The organism is Sphingopyxis sp. DBS4 (genome assembly GCF_024628865.1).
GTDB lineage: Bacteria > Pseudomonadota > Alphaproteobacteria > Sphingomonadales > Sphingomonadaceae > Sphingopyxis.
In genome coordinates this window covers 3,290,954-3,308,919 of the sequence record NZ_CP102384.1, presented here as the reverse complement: position 1 = coordinate 3,308,919, position 17,966 = coordinate 3,290,954, and the positions used below count along the sequence as shown (strand labels likewise).

The 17,966-nt window shown below is 64.5% G+C and carries 21 protein-coding genes; 6 read left to right on the top strand and 15 right to left on the bottom strand.

Annotated features, from left to right (window positions below):
- Nucleotides 1–99: 99 nt before the first annotated feature.
- Genes NP825_RS15905 through NP825_RS15880 form a run of 6 tightly spaced genes read right to left on the bottom strand, consistent with a single transcriptional unit; the run spans nucleotide 100 to nucleotide 5,330 of the window.
- Nucleotides 100–1,383 (bottom strand): MFS transporter, encoded by a 1,284-nt coding sequence (locus NP825_RS15905; protein ID WP_257545271.1) that lies wholly within the window; start codon nucleotides 1,381–1,383, stop codon nucleotides 100–102.
- 45 nt (nucleotides 1,384–1,428) lie between these two features.
- A complete protein-coding gene (locus NP825_RS15900) occupies nucleotides 1,429–1,809 on the bottom strand; it encodes a carboxymuconolactone decarboxylase family protein (protein ID WP_257545269.1) in 381 nt (126 codons plus the stop codon).
- Complete coding sequence (locus tag NP825_RS15895) at nucleotides 1,806–2,390, bottom strand: alpha/beta hydrolase (RefSeq protein ID WP_257545267.1); 585 nt, start codon at nucleotides 2,388–2,390, stop codon at nucleotides 1,806–1,808. The genes NP825_RS15900 and NP825_RS15895 overlap by 4 nt, the downstream gene beginning before the upstream one ends.
- A gap of 15 nt (nucleotides 2,391–2,405) precedes the next feature.
- Entirely contained in the window at nucleotides 2,406–3,470 is a 1,065-nt protein-coding gene (locus NP825_RS15890; RefSeq protein WP_257545264.1) for a 3-keto-5-aminohexanoate cleavage protein, read from the bottom strand.
- A gap of 21 nt (nucleotides 3,471–3,491) precedes the next feature.
- A complete protein-coding gene (locus NP825_RS15885; protein WP_257545262.1) occupies nucleotides 3,492–4,340 on the bottom strand; it encodes a TauD/TfdA family dioxygenase in 849 nt (282 codons plus the stop codon).
- Between the two features lie 12 nt (nucleotides 4,341–4,352).
- Nucleotides 4,353–5,330, bottom strand: a complete 978-nt coding sequence (locus NP825_RS15880) for a quinone oxidoreductase (protein ID WP_257545260.1) — start codon at nucleotides 5,328–5,330, stop codon at nucleotides 4,353–4,355.
- Nucleotides 5,331–5,441: 111 nt separating this feature from the next.
- Between NP825_RS15880 and NP825_RS15875 the strand changes: the two genes are divergently transcribed.
- The 4 genes from NP825_RS15875 (at nucleotide 5,442) to NP825_RS15860 (ending at nucleotide 9,878) form a co-directional block, all read left to right on the top strand.
- Nucleotides 5,442–6,461: an AraC family transcriptional regulator gene (locus tag NP825_RS15875; protein ID WP_257545258.1), complete on the top strand. Its 1,020-nt coding sequence runs from the start codon at nucleotides 5,442–5,444 to the stop codon at nucleotides 6,459–6,461.
- An 863-nt stretch (nucleotides 6,462–7,324) separates the two neighbouring features.
- Nucleotides 7,325–7,456, top strand: coding sequence for a hypothetical protein (locus NP825_RS15870; RefSeq protein ID WP_257545256.1), 132 nt, complete (start codon nucleotides 7,325–7,327; stop codon nucleotides 7,454–7,456).
- A 56-nt stretch (nucleotides 7,457–7,512) separates the two neighbouring features.
- The gene (locus NP825_RS15865) at nucleotides 7,513–8,157 is read left to right on the top strand and encodes a lasso peptide biosynthesis B2 protein (protein ID WP_082656048.1); all 645 of its coding nucleotides are present in this window, start codon (nucleotides 7,513–7,515) and stop codon (nucleotides 8,155–8,157) included.
- A gap of 176 nt (nucleotides 8,158–8,333) precedes the next feature.
- Nucleotides 8,334–9,878 (top strand): asparagine synthetase B family protein, encoded by a 1,545-nt coding sequence (locus NP825_RS15860; protein ID WP_167919483.1) that lies wholly within the window; start codon nucleotides 8,334–8,336, stop codon nucleotides 9,876–9,878.
- A 2-nt stretch (nucleotides 9,879–9,880) separates the two neighbouring features.
- Here the strand turns inward: NP825_RS15860 and NP825_RS15855 are convergent, their stop codons facing one another.
- From NP825_RS15855 to NP825_RS15835, 5 genes are all read right to left on the bottom strand, one after another.
- Nucleotides 9,881–12,028, bottom strand: coding sequence for a prolyl oligopeptidase family serine peptidase (locus NP825_RS15855; RefSeq protein ID WP_197412310.1), 2,148 nt, complete (start codon nucleotides 12,026–12,028; stop codon nucleotides 9,881–9,883).
- Nucleotides 12,012–12,590 (bottom strand): acyl-homoserine-lactone synthase, encoded by a 579-nt coding sequence (locus NP825_RS15850; protein WP_257545246.1) that lies wholly within the window; start codon nucleotides 12,588–12,590, stop codon nucleotides 12,012–12,014. Before NP825_RS15850 ends, NP825_RS15855 begins: the two co-directional genes overlap by 17 nt.
- 99 nt (nucleotides 12,591–12,689) lie before the next feature.
- Nucleotides 12,690–13,445, bottom strand: coding sequence for a LuxR family transcriptional regulator (locus NP825_RS15845; RefSeq protein ID WP_231729159.1), 756 nt, complete (start codon nucleotides 13,443–13,445; stop codon nucleotides 12,690–12,692).
- Nucleotides 13,446–13,723: 278 nt separating this feature from the next.
- Nucleotides 13,724–14,629, bottom strand: a complete 906-nt coding sequence (locus NP825_RS15840) for a nucleotidyl transferase AbiEii/AbiGii toxin family protein (protein ID WP_037556217.1) — start codon at nucleotides 14,627–14,629, stop codon at nucleotides 13,724–13,726.
- Nucleotides 14,622–15,239: an AbiEi antitoxin N-terminal domain-containing protein gene (locus tag NP825_RS15835; RefSeq protein ID WP_037556215.1), complete on the bottom strand. Its 618-nt coding sequence runs from the start codon at nucleotides 15,237–15,239 to the stop codon at nucleotides 14,622–14,624. Before NP825_RS15835 ends, NP825_RS15840 begins: the two co-directional genes overlap by 8 nt.
- 129 nt (nucleotides 15,240–15,368) lie before the next feature.
- On the opposite strand from NP825_RS15835, the gene NP825_RS15830 reads away from it, so the two are divergent.
- Nucleotides 15,369–15,494, top strand: a complete 126-nt coding sequence (locus NP825_RS15830; RefSeq protein ID WP_257545241.1) for a hypothetical protein — start codon at nucleotides 15,369–15,371, stop codon at nucleotides 15,492–15,494.
- Nucleotides 15,495–15,516: 22 nt separating this feature from the next.
- Here NP825_RS15830 and NP825_RS15825 read toward each other — a convergent pair whose 3' ends face one another.
- From NP825_RS15825 to NP825_RS15810, 4 genes are read right to left on the bottom strand one after another with little or no spacing between them, the layout of a single operon-like run.
- A complete protein-coding gene (locus NP825_RS15825) occupies nucleotides 15,517–16,164 on the bottom strand; it encodes an SOS response-associated peptidase (protein ID WP_037556213.1) in 648 nt (215 codons plus the stop codon).
- Nucleotides 16,165–16,192: 28 nt separating this feature from the next.
- A complete protein-coding gene (locus NP825_RS15820; RefSeq protein WP_037556211.1) occupies nucleotides 16,193–16,705 on the bottom strand; it encodes a hypothetical protein in 513 nt (170 codons plus the stop codon).
- Between the two features lie 11 nt (nucleotides 16,706–16,716).
- The gene (locus NP825_RS15815) at nucleotides 16,717–17,046 is read right to left on the bottom strand and encodes a hypothetical protein (protein ID WP_037556209.1); all 330 of its coding nucleotides are present in this window, start codon (nucleotides 17,044–17,046) and stop codon (nucleotides 16,717–16,719) included.
- Between the two features lies 1 nt (nucleotide 17,047).
- Nucleotides 17,048–17,239: a DUF6771 family protein gene (locus NP825_RS15810; RefSeq protein WP_037556207.1), complete on the bottom strand. Its 192-nt coding sequence runs from the start codon at nucleotides 17,237–17,239 to the stop codon at nucleotides 17,048–17,050.
- Between the two features lie 234 nt (nucleotides 17,240–17,473).
- Here NP825_RS15810 and NP825_RS15805 point away from each other — a divergent pair, with 234 nt between their 5' ends.
- Nucleotides 17,474–17,875 (top strand): DUF2958 domain-containing protein, encoded by a 402-nt coding sequence (locus NP825_RS15805; protein ID WP_037556205.1) that lies wholly within the window; start codon nucleotides 17,474–17,476, stop codon nucleotides 17,873–17,875.
- Nucleotides 17,876–17,966 lie beyond the last annotated feature (91 nt).

Below are 17,966 nucleotides of genomic sequence, written 5' to 3'. Positions count from 1 at the left end.
TTTTGCAATGCACGCCACGCTGGCGCGACGGCGCGCGCGACGGCGAGGCGCGCCGCCGGGAGCAGCGGCGCGCGGCGGTAGACGTCGTGACGGAGTGTCCTAGGATTGCCGCGCGACGGCTGCGAGGTCGGCGAGATAGCTTCGCCGCGCCGCGAGAAAGAGCAGCGCGGCGATGACGGCGGCGGCGGGCAGGACGCGCAGCGCGTCGAGCAGCCCGACCGCATCGGCGATGCGCCCGGTCGCGATCGGCCCCGGCGCGAGCCCGAGCAGATTGTGCGCGAGGGTCAGCGTCGCAAAGGCCGAGCCATGGAGCGCGGCGGGGGTCAGGTTGGCGACCATCGCGCCCGCCGGTCCGGTCGTCCCGGCGACGAGGAACATCGCGATGCCGAGCAGGACGAGTTGCGGCAGCCCCGGCGGCAACAGCAGCGCGAGGCTGAGCGCGACCGCGCTGCCGAAGCCATAGCCCGATGCGAGCAATATCTTGCGGTCGGGTCGGCCCTGCGCCGCGCGATCGCTCGCGATGCCGCACAGCACCATGCCGCAGCCGCAGATCAGCAGGAAGATCGCCGCCATCCGCCCCGCCGCATCGACCGGCATCGCATAGTAACGGTTGAAATAGCTCGGCAGCCAGGCGGGCAGGGCGCCCGCGGCGAAAAGCTGGACCCCGCTCGCGAGGTAGGCGAGCCGTACGCTGCGGTTCGCGAACAGCGCGCGCAGCGGCGCGTTCGATTGCGACCGTGTTTCCATGGGCCCGGCAATCGCGGCGATCCGCTTTTCGCGCACGACGATCGGATAGAGGATCGCGAGCGCCAGCCCTCCGATGCCGATGACGGCAAAGGCGGTGCGCCAGCCGAAGCTCGCGGCAATCTCTCCGCCGATCGCGACGCCGAGCACCTGCCCGAACAGCCCGCCAGCCATGAAGGCCGCCGACAGCGTCGCGCGCAGCCGCTGCGGAAAGACGCTGATCACCACCGCGATGCCGACGCTGCCATAGGCGGCCTCGCCGACCCCGACCATCACCCGGCCGATCAGCATCTGCGAATAGCTGGCGGCGATCGCGCAGAACAGCGTGGCGAAGCTCCACAGCGCCGCCATCAGCGCAAGGCTGCGGACCCGGCCCCAGCGATCGGCGGCGAGCGACAGCGGAAAGGTCAGGCAGCCGACCATCAGCGCGACGACCCCCGACAAGAGCCCAAGCTTCGCGTCGCTCAGCGCCCATTCGGCCTTGAGCAACGGGAAGACCGCGTTCAGCACCTGCCGCGCCATATAATCGGAAATGAGGAGTCCGAAGCTCAGCGCAAAGACGATCCAGCCATAGAAGGTCGTGTCGCGCGGGCCGTTCGCCGCGATGCCGGGGCTCGTTGCCGGTGCCATTACCGCCATTGCCGCCTCCCTTGCTTGCGTCGAGGATGGGCGGGCGGGCGCATGTCAGTCCGCTCCGCCGCCGACCGTCAGGCCGCGCGCTTGCATTTCCTCGACCAGCATCGGCGCGCCGAGTGCCACCGAATGGAGGCCGAGCACCGCGACCGCCTCCAGCACCGCCATCACTTCCTCGGGCGTCGCGCCCTTGTCGAGCGCGGCGGCGATGTGGCGCCTTGTGCCCGGCGCATACATGTGGGTGCAGGAAGCATCGACCGCGATCGCCAGAAACTCGTAAATCTTGGGATCGAGCACCCCGCGCCGCAGCGGCAAGGTGCCCGCGGCGAGAAAGGTTTCGAGCCACTCGGGGTCGAGCGCCGCCATCTCGTCCCACGCGGCGTTCCACTGGCCACCCGCGCGCATCGCGTCGCTGACCGGGGTCGCGCTCACAGCGCCGCGCTCCGGGCGTGATCGGCGAGGCGACCCAGCATCCCGGTCAATGCGGGCCACGGGCCATAGCCCGCCGCCGGATTGAGGTGGCCGACATCGCCCGCGTCGTGCAGCGCCGCGCCCCACGCATCAGCGAAGCCCGCGACGCGATCGAAGGCGGCGAGCGGATCGTTGCGGCTCGCGACGACCATCGCCGGAAAGGGCAGGGGCTTCTTGGGGATCGGCAGCCAGCCGCCGGCCTTCAACGCCGCCGGCTCGGGATAGCCCGCAGGCAACGGGGTCTCGATATCGGCGGGCGTGACGAGCAGCGCCGCGCGGATCGTGCGCGTCGGCGCGAGCGCCCAATGCACCGTCGTCAGGCACCCGGCGCTATGCGCGACGATCACGACCTCGCCGTCGATGGCGCGGAGCGCGGCGTCGAGCCCCGCCACTTGCCCCGCGCGGCTGAGGCGGTCGGCGGCGAGCGGCGCGACCGTCGCCGCGCCGGGGATCGCCTGCGCCGCATGGGTCTGCCAATGATCCTCGACATGATCCCGAAGGCCGGGAACGAAGAGGATCGTCGTCTCGCCGCCGAAAGCCATTGCCGCGCTCCCGCCTCAGGCCGCGTAGCGCAGCGGCAGCGCGCGCTGGCCGGGCTGGCGGTTGGGCGCCATGCCCAGCTTGGCGAGCGTTTCCTCGACCGAATTATATTGCACGCCGATCTTGTAGATTTCGCGCGCTTCCTTCGCGGTCGCGACCTCGCGGCCGAGTTCCCTGGCGATCCGCACGATCTGTTCGATTCCCTGGACCGAGGTCATCTTGTTGCCGTGCTGGTCGTAGAGCGTGTCCTCGATGCCGCAGCGGACATGCTGGCCAAGGCACATCGCCATGACATTGACCGGCAAGACATGGCGCATCAGCGATTCGAGCGTCACCGTCGATCCGTCGGGCGCGCGGCGGATGAATTCCATGAAATTATTGGGGTTCGGCCCGTCGAAGCCGCCGCCGATGCCGACCCAGGTCAGGTTGAGCGGCCCCTTGTAAAGCCCGCGGCGCACGAGCCGCTCGACCGTTTCCATGTCGGGCATGCAGGTGAGCTGGAAATGCGGCTGGATGCCGGCCGCGGTCAGCCGGCGGAGATGCTCCTCGACCCATTGCGGCCCCGCGGGCACCACCATCTCGCGATAGGCCTGATACAGCGCGGGATTGGCGAGCGAGGTCTGGCCATATTCCTCGTCGGTCATCAGATCCATGATGTTCATCTGGGTCGTGTTGACCGCGATCGTCACCTGGTCGGGCGCGGGCTTGAGGTCGGCGAGCATGTGGCGGACCTCGTCCGACAGCCATTTCGCCTCGGCGCCTTCCTCCTCGCTTTCGGGCGCGAAGGAGATCGAGCCGCCGACCTGGATGATCATGTCGGGCACCCGCTCGCGCACCCCGGCGATCAGCTCGTTGAACTTCGACAGGCGCTTGCACCCCGAACCATCCTCTTCGCGGACGTGGAGGTGGAGTACCGTCGCGCCGGCGTTGTAACAGTCGACCGCCTTCTGGATATGCTCTTCCATGGTGAGCGGAATATCCTCGGGGAAGTCGTCGGGGTGCCATTCGGGGCCATAGGGCGCGACGGTAATGACCAATTTGTCCTGCGTTTCGGGAAGCAGGCTGTCGTCGAGAAACTGCATCTTCTCTCTCCTTGAACGATCTCAGTAAGGGCGGTCGCCGACGATGCCGGCGCGTTCCATGCGGCGGATCGTCGGCGGGTAATCCATCACGGCGTAATGCTGGGTCGACCGGTTATCCCAGATCGCCACGCTGTTCGGCTGCCAGCGCCAGCGCACCTGATATTCGGGGATCGCGGCGCGTCCGATCAGAAAGCTCAGGAGCTGGCTCGCCCCCGGCGCATAATCCTGGCCGTAGCGGACATTGTCGGCGGTGTGGAAATTGGTGAAATGGGTCGTGAAGCCGTTGACGAACAATATCTTCTCGCCCGTTTCGGGATGGGTGCGAACGACCGGATGCTCGGCATCGGGAAAGCGCGCCTTGAGCGCGTGGCGCTGCTCCTCGCTCATCCGCGCGCCGAAGCTGGCTTCGATCGAGTGGCGCGCCTTCAGGGGCGCGATGATCTCTTTCACATGATCGGAGAGGTCGGCATAGGCTTTCGCCATATTCGCCCACATCGTGTCGCCGCCGACCGGCGGGCAGGTCACGCAGCGCAGCACTGCGCCGAGCGGCGGCGCATCGCGCCACGTCGCGTCGCAATGCCAGCTATTCTCATAATAGTCGGGCGGCGAGTTTTCGTCCTTGTAGATCTGGACGAGTCCCGGATTCTCGGGATCGCTGCCGATCACCGGATGATCCTCGAGTGTGCCGAAGCGGCTCGCGAAGGCGACATGGTCGGCGCGCGCGATATCCTGATCGCGCAGGAACAGCACCTTGTGCTCGATCAGCGCGGCGCGGATTTCGCCGAACAGATCGTCGCTCTGCGCCGCCTCGGCGAGGTCGACGCCGCTGATCTCGGCGCCGATGTGACAGGTGAGCTTCTCGATCTTCATTGCCTCTCTCCCTCAGAGTATGAAGATGGAGGAGCCGATGGTCTGCCCGGCCTCGAGCTCGCGGTGCGCCGCGACACAGTCGTCGAGCGCATAGCGCTGGCCGATCTCGACCTTGACGCGGCCCGCGGCGAGATGGCCGAACCACAGGCTCGACAGCTCGGCGCGTTCGGCGGGGTCGGCATAATAGTCGGCGAAGCCGGGGCGGGTGACATAGACCGACCCCTGCATCAGAAGCTGAAAGACATCGATCGGCGGAAAGGGCCCCGACGCCGTACCGCAGGCCACGAGGACGCCGCGCCGCTTGAGCGATTTCAGCGACCCCTCGAACGTGTCCTTGCCGACGCTGTCGAACACCGTCGTCACGCCTTCGCCGTCGGTCAGCTCCCCGACCCGCGCCGCGACATCCTCGCGGCGATAGAAGATGATTTCGTCGCAGCCGAGCGCGAGCGCTTTTTCGGCTTTCGCCTCGCTCGACACGGTGCCGATGACGCGCAGCCCCATCAGCTTCGCAAGCTGCACCGCGAGCAGGCCGACGCCCCCGGCCGCGGCGTGGAGCAGGATCGTGTCGCCCGCCTTCATCGCCGGGTTGGTCCGGGCAAGCCAATAGGTCGCCGACAGGCCGCGCATCGTCGACGCCGCCGCATCCTCGATCGCGATGCCCTCAGGCAGCTTGAACAAGGGCGCGGCGGGCATGACGCGCGCCTCGCTATAGGCGCCGAGCGGGCTGCCGTTATAGGCGACGCGGTCGCCCGGCGCGAAACCGATGACGCCTTCGCCGACCGCCTCGATCGTCCCGGCGCCCTCGACCCCGATCCCGGCGGGGAGCGGTGCGGGATAATAGCCCGAACGGAAATAGGTGTCGGCGAAGTTGCAGCCGACCGCGGCATGGCGGAGGCGGACTTCGCCCGGGCCGGGCTCGCCGACCGTGACGTCTTCGACCCGAAGCACTTCGGGGCCACCAACCTCATAAAAGCGAACGGCTTTTGCCATCTCTCACTCTCCCGTTTCGGCTGGACTAGGACAAAGTGCGCTTGCGCTTTTCACATTTCGTGACATAATTTTGGCATTATGCGCCAAGCGGCGCGATCAGGAGGAAATAGCGTGGCCGAACTCGTCCGCGTCGCGGCGCTGACCGGCTATTTTCCGACGATGCGGGGGCTGGGCGCCGATCCGCGGCCGCTGCTGCGCGAGTGCGGCCTGTCGCCCGAATTGCTTGCGAACCCCGAACAACTGATCTCGGCACGCGCGACGATGCGGCTGCTGGAGCGCAGCGCCGAGGTGACCGGCTGCGCGACGCTGGGGCTGCGCATGGCCGAGGAGCGTGCGCTTGCCAATCTGGGCGTCGCCAGCCTGCTGATCGCGCATCAGCCGACGCTCCGCCTCGCGCTTCAGGCGCTCGCCGAATTTCGCAATCGGATCAATTCGACGCTGGCCCTGCAGATCGAAGCCTTCGGCGAAGAGGTCGTGCTGCGCGAGCATTTCGCGCTCAGCAGCCCCGAGCCGCATCGCCAGTCGTCCGACCTGGCGCTCGGTGTCCTCACGCGCGTTTGCGCGACCGTTCTCGGCGATACATGGGCACCGCTATCGGTCTGTTTCGCGCACGAAAGACCGCCGGCTGCCGCCATGGCCGTCTATCGGCGACTGTTTCGCTGCGCGATCGAGTTCGATTGCGAGTTCAACGGCCTCGTCCTTGCCGAGGCCGATCTCGACCGGCCGGCGGCGCGTGCCGATTCGGCGCTCGCGGGCCATGCGCGCGACCTGATCTCGTCGGTGATGAGTCCCGCAATGCGCACGGCGTCGCAGGAGGTCGAACAGATGATCATGCTGCTGTTGCCCTCCGGCCGGGCGACGATCCAATATTGCGCCGAATCGATGGGGACCACGGTGCGCACCCTACAGCGGATGCTGGACGCCGACGGGACAAGTTTCAGCGAACTGCTCAACCGCGCGCGAATGCAGCTTTCGACTCAATATCTCGCCAATCCGCGCACCCGGATCACCGACGTCGCCGAAATGCTCGGCTATGGCTCGATCGGGGCCTATACGCGCTGGCACGGCCAGATGTTCGGCCTTTCGCCGCGCCAGTGGCGGATTTCGATGGGACGGCCGGCGCAACGATAGCCTTTGTCCCGTTTGGAGCGGCACCGGACGATGCCGCCTCCGCCTGAAGCCGACGCGCCCGGATCGCGATCGGCCAGGACTGGAGCACCGCAAGGAATATACAAATATATATGGCCGTGCGCTTAGGGTCCTGACCCTAGCGGCGCCGCCAGCGGAAATACCAGACTTCATGTGACAAGTCAATCATGCTATTGAAATAGAATGACTTTTAACAGAATTTTGACCTCCAAAAATTGGCCAGCAATCACCCAGCAATCACCGTTTTCAGGAGCGAAAAAACCTCGTGGCCACGCGCAAATCTGCTCTTCGATCGGACCTTTCCAAGACCAATCTTGACGACTCTCTGATGGCGAAGGTCACCGGTTCAAATCCTGTAGGTTGCCTCTCATATCCTCCCTCAGTTAACCTCTCCAAGGTCGCGACAAGTACCGTGCCGTGGGTAAGAATCTGGTGCCTCTCATCAGAAAATTGGATCAGTTCAGGCTAGCACCGCCGGACAGGATCAGACGATCTAGCGATCGCCGGTATCGCAGCGCGCAACCCCGCTGGCGCAGCTTTGGACGGCATACTCCAATTAGATCCATTTTCGGTCGCAGTTTTGGTTGCTGATTGCGGTCGATCTGTTGGAAATAGGCGCGCGCCCGTACAGTCAACTGGGCGAGTGACCGGGTTCCGCCACGTATGTCCAGGCAATTGCTAAAGGTGGTGGTACGTGCTCCAGACGCGCGTTTCCTTTGCTCGGTCACTTTTTCGCGATGCAACGCCTAGAATAATAATTGGATTATTAAATAGTAGCGCTCTGACGCGAGGCATACTTTTCAACTGCGACTCATCTTGGTCGCAACCTTGAAAAGGAACGTGACATGAAAACGCATGACGACATCATCGATCTCGGCGCCGCCCAGGACGAAACCCTCGGCGCGCTGCCGTCGGGCCAGCAGGACGTACAGCCCGGGGACAAGTTTATCCTCGGCGGCATCAGCGCCGACGATTGACTGACGCGTGGCGTGCAGTCCTCGCACTGCACGCCACCGCTCCGTCGCGCGCTTCCATGATGAATGTCATCACTTCAGCTGCCACGCATTGGTGCAGAGTCGGCGGCACCTTCGTCTTTCTGGACTTGTCCCGCGATCGCTATTTCATGCTTGAGCAAAGTGCGGCTGATCGCTTTTCCCGGATTGTCGCCGGAGCGCAAGAGGAGGGTGACAATGATTGGCTTGCCGCACGCGGCTTGCACCATCTGGCGCCGCCGGTCGATCAATCTAGTTCCGAAAGGATCGCTCCGACCAGCAGTGTTCTCGAGGAGCCAAATCTCGAAAGGGCTTCGGCGGTTGAGACAGCCCGTTCGGTATGGGTCCTGGCCCTAGCTCAGCGGCATGTTCGGAAACTCGCTCTAATGGAAATTCTGCCTAATCTTTTGCACGGCGTGCCAGTAGCTCCGCACGTTCAACGGTCGGATGCACGCCAGGTAGCCGCGGCGTTTAAGCGAGCGCGTCACTATTTTTCCGGCATGGATGAATGCCTCAGCCGCGGCGTTGCAATGCGCCGTGTGCTGGCCGGAAAGGGGTGCGAGGCCCGGCTGGTGATCGGCGTAACTTTGCCATTCGCCGCGCATTGCTGGGTGCAGCTGGGCTCGGCGGTATTGACCGATCCGCTCGATGTGGTGACCCCCTACACACCGATATTGGTCGCCTGATGCCGGGGTACTTTCGCATCGAGATTTCCGAGGCGTCGGGACAGGCTGATCGTGACAATGGCGAAGCGGACCCACCCGCCTTATCGCTTCCAGGCGCTCGGCTCTGGTGCGATCGACAGCCGCTTGCCCTGGGTGGGCATGGATATCTGATCGGCCACCTGTTCGAGCGAGGCGAAATGAGCCGCCGCGTGTTGGATCTGCATGAAACGGCGGTAACCAGAATGGCGGCGTCTAGCGGCCGGTCGCTCGTGTCCGACTATTGGGGCGGCTATGTGTCCATCTTGGCGCGGCCCGGTGGAGGTCTCGCGATATTTCGCGACCCGTCCGGGTTGTTGCCCGTCTATTACCGCGCCGATGGGGCGGGCGTCACAGCGTCGAGCGACGCTGCCGATCTCGGCAGACGTGGCGGCGTCGATTATCCGGCAGTTGCGCGGTTTCTGGCTAATGGAGGCGCGCCTAGCCGAGAAACCTGCCTCGAAGGTGTCCAGGTACTGCTTCCAGGGGAATGTCTGATCATTACTTCGGGATCGCGTCGTCTGGAAAGCTGGTGGTCACCGTGGGATTGGACGCAGGTCCCCCACAAGCGGTTCGAGGTGGCCGCCCGTAAGCTTCGCGCCGTGGCGCTCGACTGTATCGAAAGCTGGGCGTCCTGCTTTGATTCCATATTGACCGGCGTATCTGGCGGCCTCGATTCCTCGATTGTCGCCGGCGCCGCATCTCGCCGCGCCGCCGCGCTTCATTGCCTGACGATGATCGAAGACGATGCGATTGGCGATGAGCGCCGCTATGCTTCCATTCTCGCCAAGGCGATTGGCGTTCCCTTGCTTGAAGCCCACTATGACCTCGGCAAGGTTGAGATTGATCGCGCCGTGGCGCCGCACCACCCTTGGCCGCACGCGCCATTCTACATGCAGGCAATCGCGTCGGCTCATGAAGAGCTCCGCCGCGAGCATCAAATCGATGCCTTCTTCTCGGGCAATGGCGGGGACAATATCTTCTGTGCGATCCGCAGCGCCTCGCCGTTCGTCGATCGTTTCATGGCGCAGGGACCGCGTCACGGGCTTTTCGACACCCTGCGCGATTTGAGCGATCTGACGGGAGCCAGCGGTGCGACCATCTTGCGGCACGCCTGGGATCGCTATCGTGACTGCAGCCGGCCCGTAAAACTTCATCGCGACACTTCCGGGCTTTCTTCCGCCGCGATCGCCGAGCTGGATGTGCCGAGGCCGCCCCATCCATGGATGGAAGCGCCCGAAGGCACGCCGCCCGGCAAGGCGGCGCATGTCAGGCTGCTGGCGCGCGCGCATCGCAGCATCGAGCTGTATCCCCGCCGCTCCCATCCGCAGCATGTCGCGCCGCTCCTGTCGCAACCAATCGTCGAAACATGCCTGTCAATCCCGACATGGCAGTGGATCGAGGGCGGCAGGGATCGCGCCGTCGCTCGGGCGGCATTCAAATCCATCGTCCCTGTGCAATTATTGCGCCGCACGTCCAAGGGCGGGCCGGGCGGCTTCATGCAGCGCATATTCCAGGCGAACGCGGAACATGCCGGCGACCTGCTGCGCACTGGCCTGCTGGCGCGGGCCGGTCTGCTCGACCTCAGGACCTTGGAAGGAGCCTCGCAGCCGACGGTGGCGGGCTTCGAAAAGGCGCAGCGCATCCTCGCACTTTGCGCGGCGGAAAGCTGGGTTCGTTGGTGGACGGATGTTCGCGCGTCATAAGGCTATCGCCGCTCGGCGCCTCGCGTCTGCACACACCTTGTTTTCCATTGCGCCGCCATTTTCGCCCAGCGGTCGAATGCGCCTCTGTCATCCAGATCCCGGTCGCGCCGATCGCGAAGCCAGAAGTCGAACCACGCCAGATTCTCTTGCATCGCGCGCAGCCGATTGGAGGGGATGTGAAACAGATGGGTCTCATCGGTGGCGGTGGTCTCGCCAGGATAGAGACTGATCTGCGCAGGAACCTTTGCTTCGCGCAGCGCGGCGTAGAAATCGATCGCTCCCGCAAAGGGAGAAGCCATTTGCTGAAGGACCGGAGCACACGCCCTATCGGCACGGAGCGAGGGCGACAGCTGGCGATAGGCGTCGAGGTAACGACCTGAAGGTGGGCCGCCGAAGACGGCGTGATACCCGTCTTTCGGATCTGAATAGGATGCGGGTTCAAGATAATTCCCGTCCCCGCTGGAAGCAGCGCGAAACATCTCCGATTGGGTCATCGCGACATTCACCATCTGCGATCCCCGACTGTACCCGGCAATGCCAATGCGGTCGGGATCGACAATGCCTTCGCTTGCCAACTCGGCGATCGCGTCTTCAAAACTATAGACGCCGTTGATCCAGATCAGCTCGCGCAGCTTTTCGGGACCGAGTGTGCCTGGGCCGCCCGACCATATCATATAGGCGTGCCAAAGCTCAGCCTGCTGCCGAGCCGAGGGGTCGTTCATGAGAATGACGACATATCCGCGCTCGGCGAACAGCTGAGCGGGGTAGTTCCATTGCAGATCGACGTTCGCGAAGCGCTCGTCCGCATCGCTGCCATGAGTGATGATGATCGCCGGGTAGCGACTGCTTGTCTGGTAATTGCGAGGCCAGACGATGAATCCGGTCGATCGGTAGCCGAGCCGGTTTGTCCATTGATGCGGCGTGACGCGCAACGGTGCGATCGAATCATGAGCAGCGGAGAGCGGAGCGATGGCCTGCACGCGCCCGTCTTTCGGTTCGACACGGACGAACCGTGGCGCCTGGTTCAGCCCTTCCTCGACGCAAATGCCCCACGCGAGATCCTCGCGAAAGTCGCAGGCCGTCAAGCTGCCGGGGCGGATCAGCGACGTTGCGTGCCGACCGGTAAGCAAAACCAACCCGTACCGTGGATGCGAGGTCGTTCGCACCCCCAGCAGCGCGCTTAGCCCATCCCCCGAGAGCCAATTTCCTGCCGAACGCGGGTCGCCGATGTAATAGGGCTGGCGACCATAGTGAGTTTTTCGGCCATCGGTGTGCGTCTCCGTGAGGGCAAGCGTCCTGCCGAAACCCTCGCTTGCAAGAGTTCCGCCATTCGGGCCGCGCACCAGACCGATCGCCGGAAAACCCGAACTTTCCTGAATGGGCCGGCTGGCGTTGGTGACAAAGCTCCAGGAAAAGGTCCCGATGCCGTCGGCCCGCTCCGCATCGGATTGCTCTAACTGGTAGCGCGGCCCTTCGTCGGTCCATTCGACATGGCCGCCATAATAGAAAGCAAGCCGGTCGCCCGATGGCCGCGATGCGACCAGCCAGTCTTCGCCCGTCGCCGACCGTATGCGCAGTTCTACGATCGCCCGGACCGGCGCGCGACGCCGATTGCGCTGGCTAACCACCGCGTCGTCGATGGCAACATTGGCCGGTTCCGAACTTGGCTTTAGCGTGGCGTACCAAAGCCATTGTCCGTCGGGAGACCAGTCGTGATATAAAATCCCGATCCGGCGCGGCGCACCGCTTCGCACGGCGAACAGCGCGCCTTCGGTCTGGCCGACGGTAACCTTCGCATCGCGCACCAGCAGCGGTTTGATCGTCCCTTCGGCGTCGAGCGCATAGAGCTGAAGCTCGTCGCCCCGATCTAGCAGTAGGCTCCAGCCCGTGCCGTTCGGCAACGGTCGGAGCTGCTCTGCGCTCGCCGCGCGCAGAATCTCGCGCGAGGCGCGCGAGCGCAGGTCAAACAGATGAAGAATTGAGACGGTCTCATTCTTTTGGAGATCCGCTCGCCGTTCGAGATAGGCGAGCGACTTGCCGTCGCTCGCCAAGCTCAATTCGAACTCCGCCGGGACGGTCACCACATCTTCGAGCGTCCAGCGCCGACCTTCCTCCGCGACGGCCGTCCCGCTGTTAGCGAGACCGACCAACAGAAGAAGCGGCCATATCCTCGTCGATCGCTATGCTGAGGGCGACTATCCGGCACGCGCTATCCCGGTGAACGGGACCCAGCGTGCGGCATGTCCAGCCAAATTTGCTGATCGTGTGATACCAACCGGCTTCTGCGACACCGACATATTCGCCTATGCCGTGGCGGAGAGCATAGTCCGCCAGCGCGGTGACCAACTGGTTGCGCGCGTCGCGGCGCTCGGTGGGCGTTTGTCCGGGGTCGAGGCAGAAGCGACTGATCTCCCACACGCCTTCACCGGACGGCGCCCCGTCGGCGCAAAGATGCGAATAGATGTCGCCGAGCAGGTGCGGCGCCGTGGTTGGCAGCAGCCGCGCCGACGCCCGGTGGCGCAGATCATCGGGATCGAGCAGGATCAGGTACCGCGCGTCCGGGGTGTCGAATTGGTCGAGCTCGAAGCGGCCGTCGAGGGCAGGCAAATCCCATTGCAGCTTGTCGATGAAGACCTGCTTGCGGGCGGCGAACATGGCGCGAAGCGCCGCATTCCCGGGCGCATCCTGCGCCCGCGTGGATTGAGTGATCATGATGGTTCCTTGGCTTGTCGGTGCCAGGATCAGACCATCATTCCCACCGCGCGGCTATGCCCAGAAATGGGCAATCCCGGGACGATTTATGTGCGAGCGTCAGAGCGGGCGCCACCAGTCATAGACATCCGAAAAGCCGATGACGCCGTCGAACAGGGCGCAGAGGATCAGCATTTGCCGACAAGGCACTGAATAGCGCTCGCGCGCGATCTTGAGATGACGGACCACGGTCTCTTCGCTGATGCCGAGGATGCTGGCGGTCTCGCCAGCAGTCTTGCCGCGGGCGGACCAGAGCACGCATTCGCGCTGCCGCTCGGTCAGCGCCGCCCGCGGAGTATAGGAGCCTGTCCCGATGAGCTGCCGCGCCGCGGCGAGCGCCACGGCGCCGACGATCTCGGCGGCGTGGAGCATCTCGAGCGGGATCCTGGCATTGGGAGCGACGGCAAAGGAGCAGCTTCCGGTCGCTTCGCCAGGCAAGTGCCGCGGCACCGTGAAGCCGTCGCCGATTCCGCTCTCGCGGGCGACCTTCAGCAACTGCCGGTCACCGCGAGAAAGCGGGATGTAGTGATCGACATTGCGCCATTGAAAACCCGTCATGGATTTTTCGCCGGCGCGCCGGATCGGGTCGGTGCCGCTGAGATCGAAGCCGACATAGACATTCGCCCAGGCGTCGGGATAATTATGCACGAGCATCGATGCACCCTCGCCGCCGCCGCCGCGGCGATCGAAGGCGAGCGCGAAAAGATCAAATCCCATGCGGTCGGCGGCGTTCGACAGGGCGGCAAAGAGCCGTTCTTCCTTGTCGGCGCCTGATATGTCGTGTGCGAGTTCCTCCGTCAGATTAAAATGCTTCACGTCGATTCATCGGCCGCCGACGCGTTCCCGACCCGTCCGCCCGCGATCCGCTCCATGGCTCATCGCTCCCGTTTCCTCTCCGGGAGACAATGAAGTTGGACAAGCTGCGCGATGGTCCTCGCACTGCGGCGGGCGGGTGATACCTCAGCCTCTATACGCAATGCCGATCGCCTCTTCGGTGTAACGACAGGAAATCACCTGATAAAGCGGCTTGGTGCACCAATCGGACCCAGATTGACACCTAATGCCTTAATACGCCGACCGCGGCGGAGCCGGCGTCACGCACCGGCGGCATCTGGAGTCGAAGTGGCGATCGAAACGTCATGGGCAAGCAGTCGTTCGCAGCTCGGCGCGACAAGGCCCCAGACCGCGTCGATCACGGCGGAGAATGTCACGCCTTCAAGCTCAAGGCTCGCGGCATAGGCATCCCATTGCCGCCGCTTGTCGCCGTCTTCGAACATGGCAGCCGAGAGCCCCGGCGGACGGTCAGCCGGGATCGGCGTGCCGCGTCGATCGAATGTCGCCGCAAGTGCTGCGTCGAGCGCTTGAGCATTGATGTCGCAGGCCTGCGGAATCGCCCAGAGGTCGTAGAAATCCTTCATGCGACCATTGGCGATCCCGAGCGCTACCATCGCCTGAAATTTCTCTGCGATGACGCTTGTCGGCGAATAGGTGCGGATCTCCGGATCGGGAAAGTCCAGCAGCGTCGCGAAGGAAGTCGGCGGCGCCGGATCCGAGAGGGCGTCGCCAAAGCCGAGGTCGATCGTGATCGGGATGCGCGTTCGTTCGAGAAAGGCGGTCGTTGTTAGCCGCATGCCGCCATATTCGGCTCCCTCGCGGATCGGCCGCGCGGTGAGTGCGTCGATATCGAAAGTCAGCCCGTCAGCCGCCTCGATTTTCATGATCGCGCCGAAATCCGCTATCAGCCGTTCGGCGCTTGCATCGCCGAAGGCGAGAAAGTCGGCGTCGCGGGTGACTCGATTATCGTCTTCGAGCCAGAGCGTGACGAGAAGACCGCCTTTGAGAATGAACTGGTCCCGTAGCGGCGAGAGCGACAGTCGGTAAAGCAGGCGCTCGAGCGCGAAGCGAACGAGCAGAACGTCGAAGGGCTGACGCTCCTTGCGCGCCAATTGGAGCAGCCGGTCCTTGACCGAGGCTGCCAGATTGACGGGTGCCTTAGCCATTGAAGCTGAGCGCCTCGAGATAGGGCTGCATTCGCTTCCAGACCCCGCCCGCTGCCGCGGCCTCGGCGATGTCACCGGGACTCGTCTTGCGCTGGTCGAGCGCTGCGCGCAGACTCTCGACCGCAACCGAGCGATCGACGAGGCGCGGATTACGGAACAGGTCGGCCAGCGTTTTGGGAACCGAATAGATGGGAACATCGACCCCGGCGACCTTGTGATGCTCGATCCCCTGGCGTCGATATTTGTCGGCGAGGCGGACGATCCGGACAGGCGGATAATCGATGACCGGTGCCCAGTCGCTGGGTCCTATTGCTACCCAGACCCGCCGCGGCATCTGGTCGGTGAGCCCGTGGAAAGCGAGCGCCGATACCATGGCGATAACCCCGTTCGGGATGCGCTTGGTGATTTCGGCGAGGCCTTGGTCGGTGTCGATCGGCGCGCCGTGAAGCTGATAGAGTCCTCGCGCGATACGGTCGATGTCGCCACTGTCGACCGCGCGAGCGATGGTTTCGGGTGCCACGCCTGCGGCGCGTAGCTCGCGCGCGCGCAGGATCGGATGCGCGCCAAAGAGCGCTCGAAGCGTCTCGCCTTGCGTTATCGATGTGTGCATGTGACAAAACCTCTAACTTAAATGCGATGTATCATAGGTTTTGTCACATGTCATGCAATGATTATGGCGTTCGGAGATGGCCCCGATTCCACTATTTCCTACATTCACCGGTCATGGCATGCCGGTCAGATGGATCAGGAACCGAAATGGAAATCGCGCGCGCTGGCGATCGAATTCTGGTTCGCCGCTGTTCTCGTCGGCGGCTCCTTCATTGCCGGCCTCATCGGCGCGATCCGGTCGCTATTCGGCGGGTGACGTCGCCCCGCTATCCAGCTTCTCAAAGGAGCGTCGGGGCATACGCGCTCGGGGGCTTGCGGCTGAACCACGGGACGTCGGTCCGCTCAACCTCCAACCGGCTTGCCGGATATTGGGTAACGAGCTTCATTGCCTCCTCAGCCGAAGCTTGCAGCCAGGCGTCATGATCGGCGGCGTGAAGAATGACCGGCATCCGGTCGTGAATGTCGAACAGCTCCTCGGTCGCATCGACCATCACCATCGTATAGCAATCGCCCCACTCGTTGGTCGGACGCCAGAGCCCGGCGCAGGCGGCGAGCGGCTGGTCGACGACGCTTAGCCAGGTTCGCGTCATCTTGCCCTTCTCGCCTTCGGCTTCGGCGAAGGCCGTGATCGGGATCAGACAGCGCTGGGCGGGATTGGTAAACCATGTTCGCCAGAAGGTCATCAGCTTGTCGTCGCGGGCATTGTTGACGGGCTTGGGCTTGCTCGTCGGTTTCATATGCTTGAGCCGCACCGGGAAGCCCCAGGTCATCGACTGGAGCGCGCGCGTGCCCGCGTCGTCACGGACCACAAATCCTTGTCCGCCGGGATAGACTTCGCCGGGTTGCGCATTGGTGAGCGGACGCCGCGCACCGAACGCCGAGGCCACTTCGGCGACCGAAGCCTTGAGGGTCACGAGATTGCACATGGCGGCGAGTCCCCTTGGGTGGTTTCGGTCAGGCCGCGCCGAGCATTTCGTCGAAATTCTGCTGGATCGGCGGCATGATGCTGAAGCTATTCTTGGGGAAAGGTCGCAACATGTCCAGCGGCGGCCGCGCCCCCATCAACCAGTCGAACCAGTCCTCGGGGCGGACCACGCCGACGTGGCGATCCTTGTGCGGCGCCAGATCGTCATAGGCCGGGACGGTGAGCACCGCGAAGCTCTCAGGCCACAGGCGGTGCGCCGGACGCCAGACCGCTGCGATGCAGAAGAAAGGCTCGTCGCTGATGAGGCTTGCGGCGTAGATCGTCTTGCCGCGCTTCACGAGGCCGAACTCATTGGCGAGCAGCAGACAGGGGCGATCAATGATCGCGGTCTCGGACTTCAGGAGCGGGATCTGGAATATATCGGCATCGCGCGAGGGCAGCCCCCACAGCATCTCCTTCTCGCATTCGCGCTGGCCGTTCCACACCATCACGCGGTGGAGCTTGCCGATGCCGACCAGCGCGTCGTCCGTCTCGATATCCATGAACTCAGTCCTCAGGCGCGGAAACGGCTGAGCGCGCGCTTCCATTCGCGTTCTTCGGGCATCGGCAGGGCGATGTCATCGGGGCTCGGGTCGACGAGCTCGATCCGCACCGGGCGGACGCGCTTGCCCGTCCGCGCGCCGCAGCGAACACACCAGAATTTCTGGCACGCCTTGACGAGATTGCCGTCCCACATCCTGCACTCGAAGCGCCACCAGATCCCATAGGGATTGAACGTCGCACTATGCCCGCAGCGGCAAACGGGCTTGATCGCCCGAAACCAGGCCGCGGCCTCGAAGACATGCGTGGCGCGATGCTGTCCGTCCTTTGTCCATCCGCCCACGTCACAGGGAGAGTCCAAGCTGGTCGGGGCTTGCGGGCTCCGCGCCGGCACGGACGCTCTCGACGATCGCACGGGCGAGTTCGAACGCGGCCTCGACACGGATGTGATTCGTCGGCGCGGTGATACCCACGCGCGCCCAGCCAGGGGCGGAAAGGATGGTCTCTGCGACTCGGGCAGTATCGATATTGTCCATGCCCTAATGAGAACATAGAGAGAACAATTTGGCAAGTGGGTGACCGGGACAGCGCGGGCGGCCTGCGTGGTCAGCGGGCGCTTGCTGCCGCTGCCGCCCGTCGCCGCCCGGTCCGGGGCGCGCGGCCGCCACCGGCAACGCCAGAAACCGGCGAGGAAGAGATGGCCCGCCCCTGGGCGGCGGACCGCGCGCGGCGAGAGAGGCTCGCCGCCGGTCGCCCCAGGAGAAAGTACCATGAAACTCTTGACCCCCGCGCTCGAGGCGCAGCTTCGCGCCAATCTGGCCACCCGGATCGACACGCTTTCGCGCGGCGAACGCGAGCCGGACCCCAAACCGGTCGTCCGCCTGTTCAGCCCCGTCGGCGCGGCGACCTGGCTCGCGACCGAGATCGATGCGGACGGTATTTTCTTCGGCCTCGCCGATCTCGGCTTCGGCTGCCCCGAACTCGGCAGCTTCGCGCTGTCCGAACTCGAGTCCGTCCGCCTTCCGTTCGGCCTCACGATCGAACGCGACCTCCACTTCACGGCAAGCCACCCGCTATCGGCTTATGCCGAAGCGGCGCGGCGAGCGGGGTCGATCGTGTTGGGGGAGCAAAGGCTCCGGCGCGCGGTCGAACGACTTTCGGGGCGCGGCTGACGCGCCTGGCCGCCTGCCGGGACCGCCACGCGCGGCCCCCGGGAGGAAGAGGGGGGCTGGCGCCTTCGTGACGGGTCCAGGAGCCGGGAGA

Coding starts and splice junctions, on each gene's coding strand:
- NP825_RS15835 (WP_037556215.1), bottom strand. CDS start 15,239: ATGCACACATCGATAACGCAAGGCGAGACGCTTCGAGCGCTCTTTGGC.
- NP825_RS15870 (WP_257545256.1), top strand. CDS start 7,325: ATGAAAACGCATGACGACATCATCGATCTCGGCGCCGCCCAGGACGAA.
- NP825_RS15830 (WP_257545241.1), top strand. CDS start 15,369: ATGGATCAGGAACCGAAATGGAAATCGCGCGCGCTGGCGATCGAATTC.
- NP825_RS15825 (WP_037556213.1), bottom strand. CDS start 16,164: ATGTGCAATCTCGTGACCCTCAAGGCTTCGGTCGCCGAAGTGGCCTCG.
- NP825_RS15880 (WP_257545260.1), bottom strand. CDS start 5,330: ATGGCAAAAGCCGTTCGCTTTTATGAGGTTGGTGGCCCCGAAGTGCTT.
- NP825_RS15865 (WP_082656048.1), top strand. CDS start 7,513: ATGATGAATGTCATCACTTCAGCTGCCACGCATTGGTGCAGAGTCGGC.
- NP825_RS15810 (WP_037556207.1), bottom strand. CDS start 17,239: ATGGACAATATCGATACTGCCCGAGTCGCAGAGACCATCCTTTCCGCC.
- NP825_RS15860 (WP_167919483.1), top strand. CDS start 8,334: ATGAGCCGCCGCGTGTTGGATCTGCATGAAACGGCGGTAACCAGAATG.
- NP825_RS15890 (WP_257545264.1), bottom strand. CDS start 3,470: ATGCAGTTTCTCGACGACAGCCTGCTTCCCGAAACGCAGGACAAATTG.
- NP825_RS15905 (WP_257545271.1), bottom strand. CDS start 1,383: ATGGCGGTAATGGCACCGGCAACGAGCCCCGGCATCGCGGCGAACGGC.
- NP825_RS15850 (WP_257545246.1), bottom strand. CDS start 12,590: ATGATCACTCAATCCACGCGGGCGCAGGATGCGCCCGGGAATGCGGCG.
- NP825_RS15885 (WP_257545262.1), bottom strand. CDS start 4,340: ATGAAGATCGAGAAGCTCACCTGTCACATCGGCGCCGAGATCAGCGGC.
- NP825_RS15840 (WP_037556217.1), bottom strand. CDS start 14,629: ATGGCTAAGGCACCCGTCAATCTGGCAGCCTCGGTCAAGGACCGGCTG.
- NP825_RS15895 (WP_257545267.1), bottom strand. CDS start 2,390: ATGGCTTTCGGCGGCGAGACGACGATCCTCTTCGTTCCCGGCCTTCGG.
- NP825_RS15805 (WP_037556205.1), top strand. CDS start 17,474: ATGAAACTCTTGACCCCCGCGCTCGAGGCGCAGCTTCGCGCCAATCTG.
- NP825_RS15820 (WP_037556211.1), bottom strand. CDS start 16,705: ATGGATATCGAGACGGACGACGCGCTGGTCGGCATCGGCAAGCTCCAC.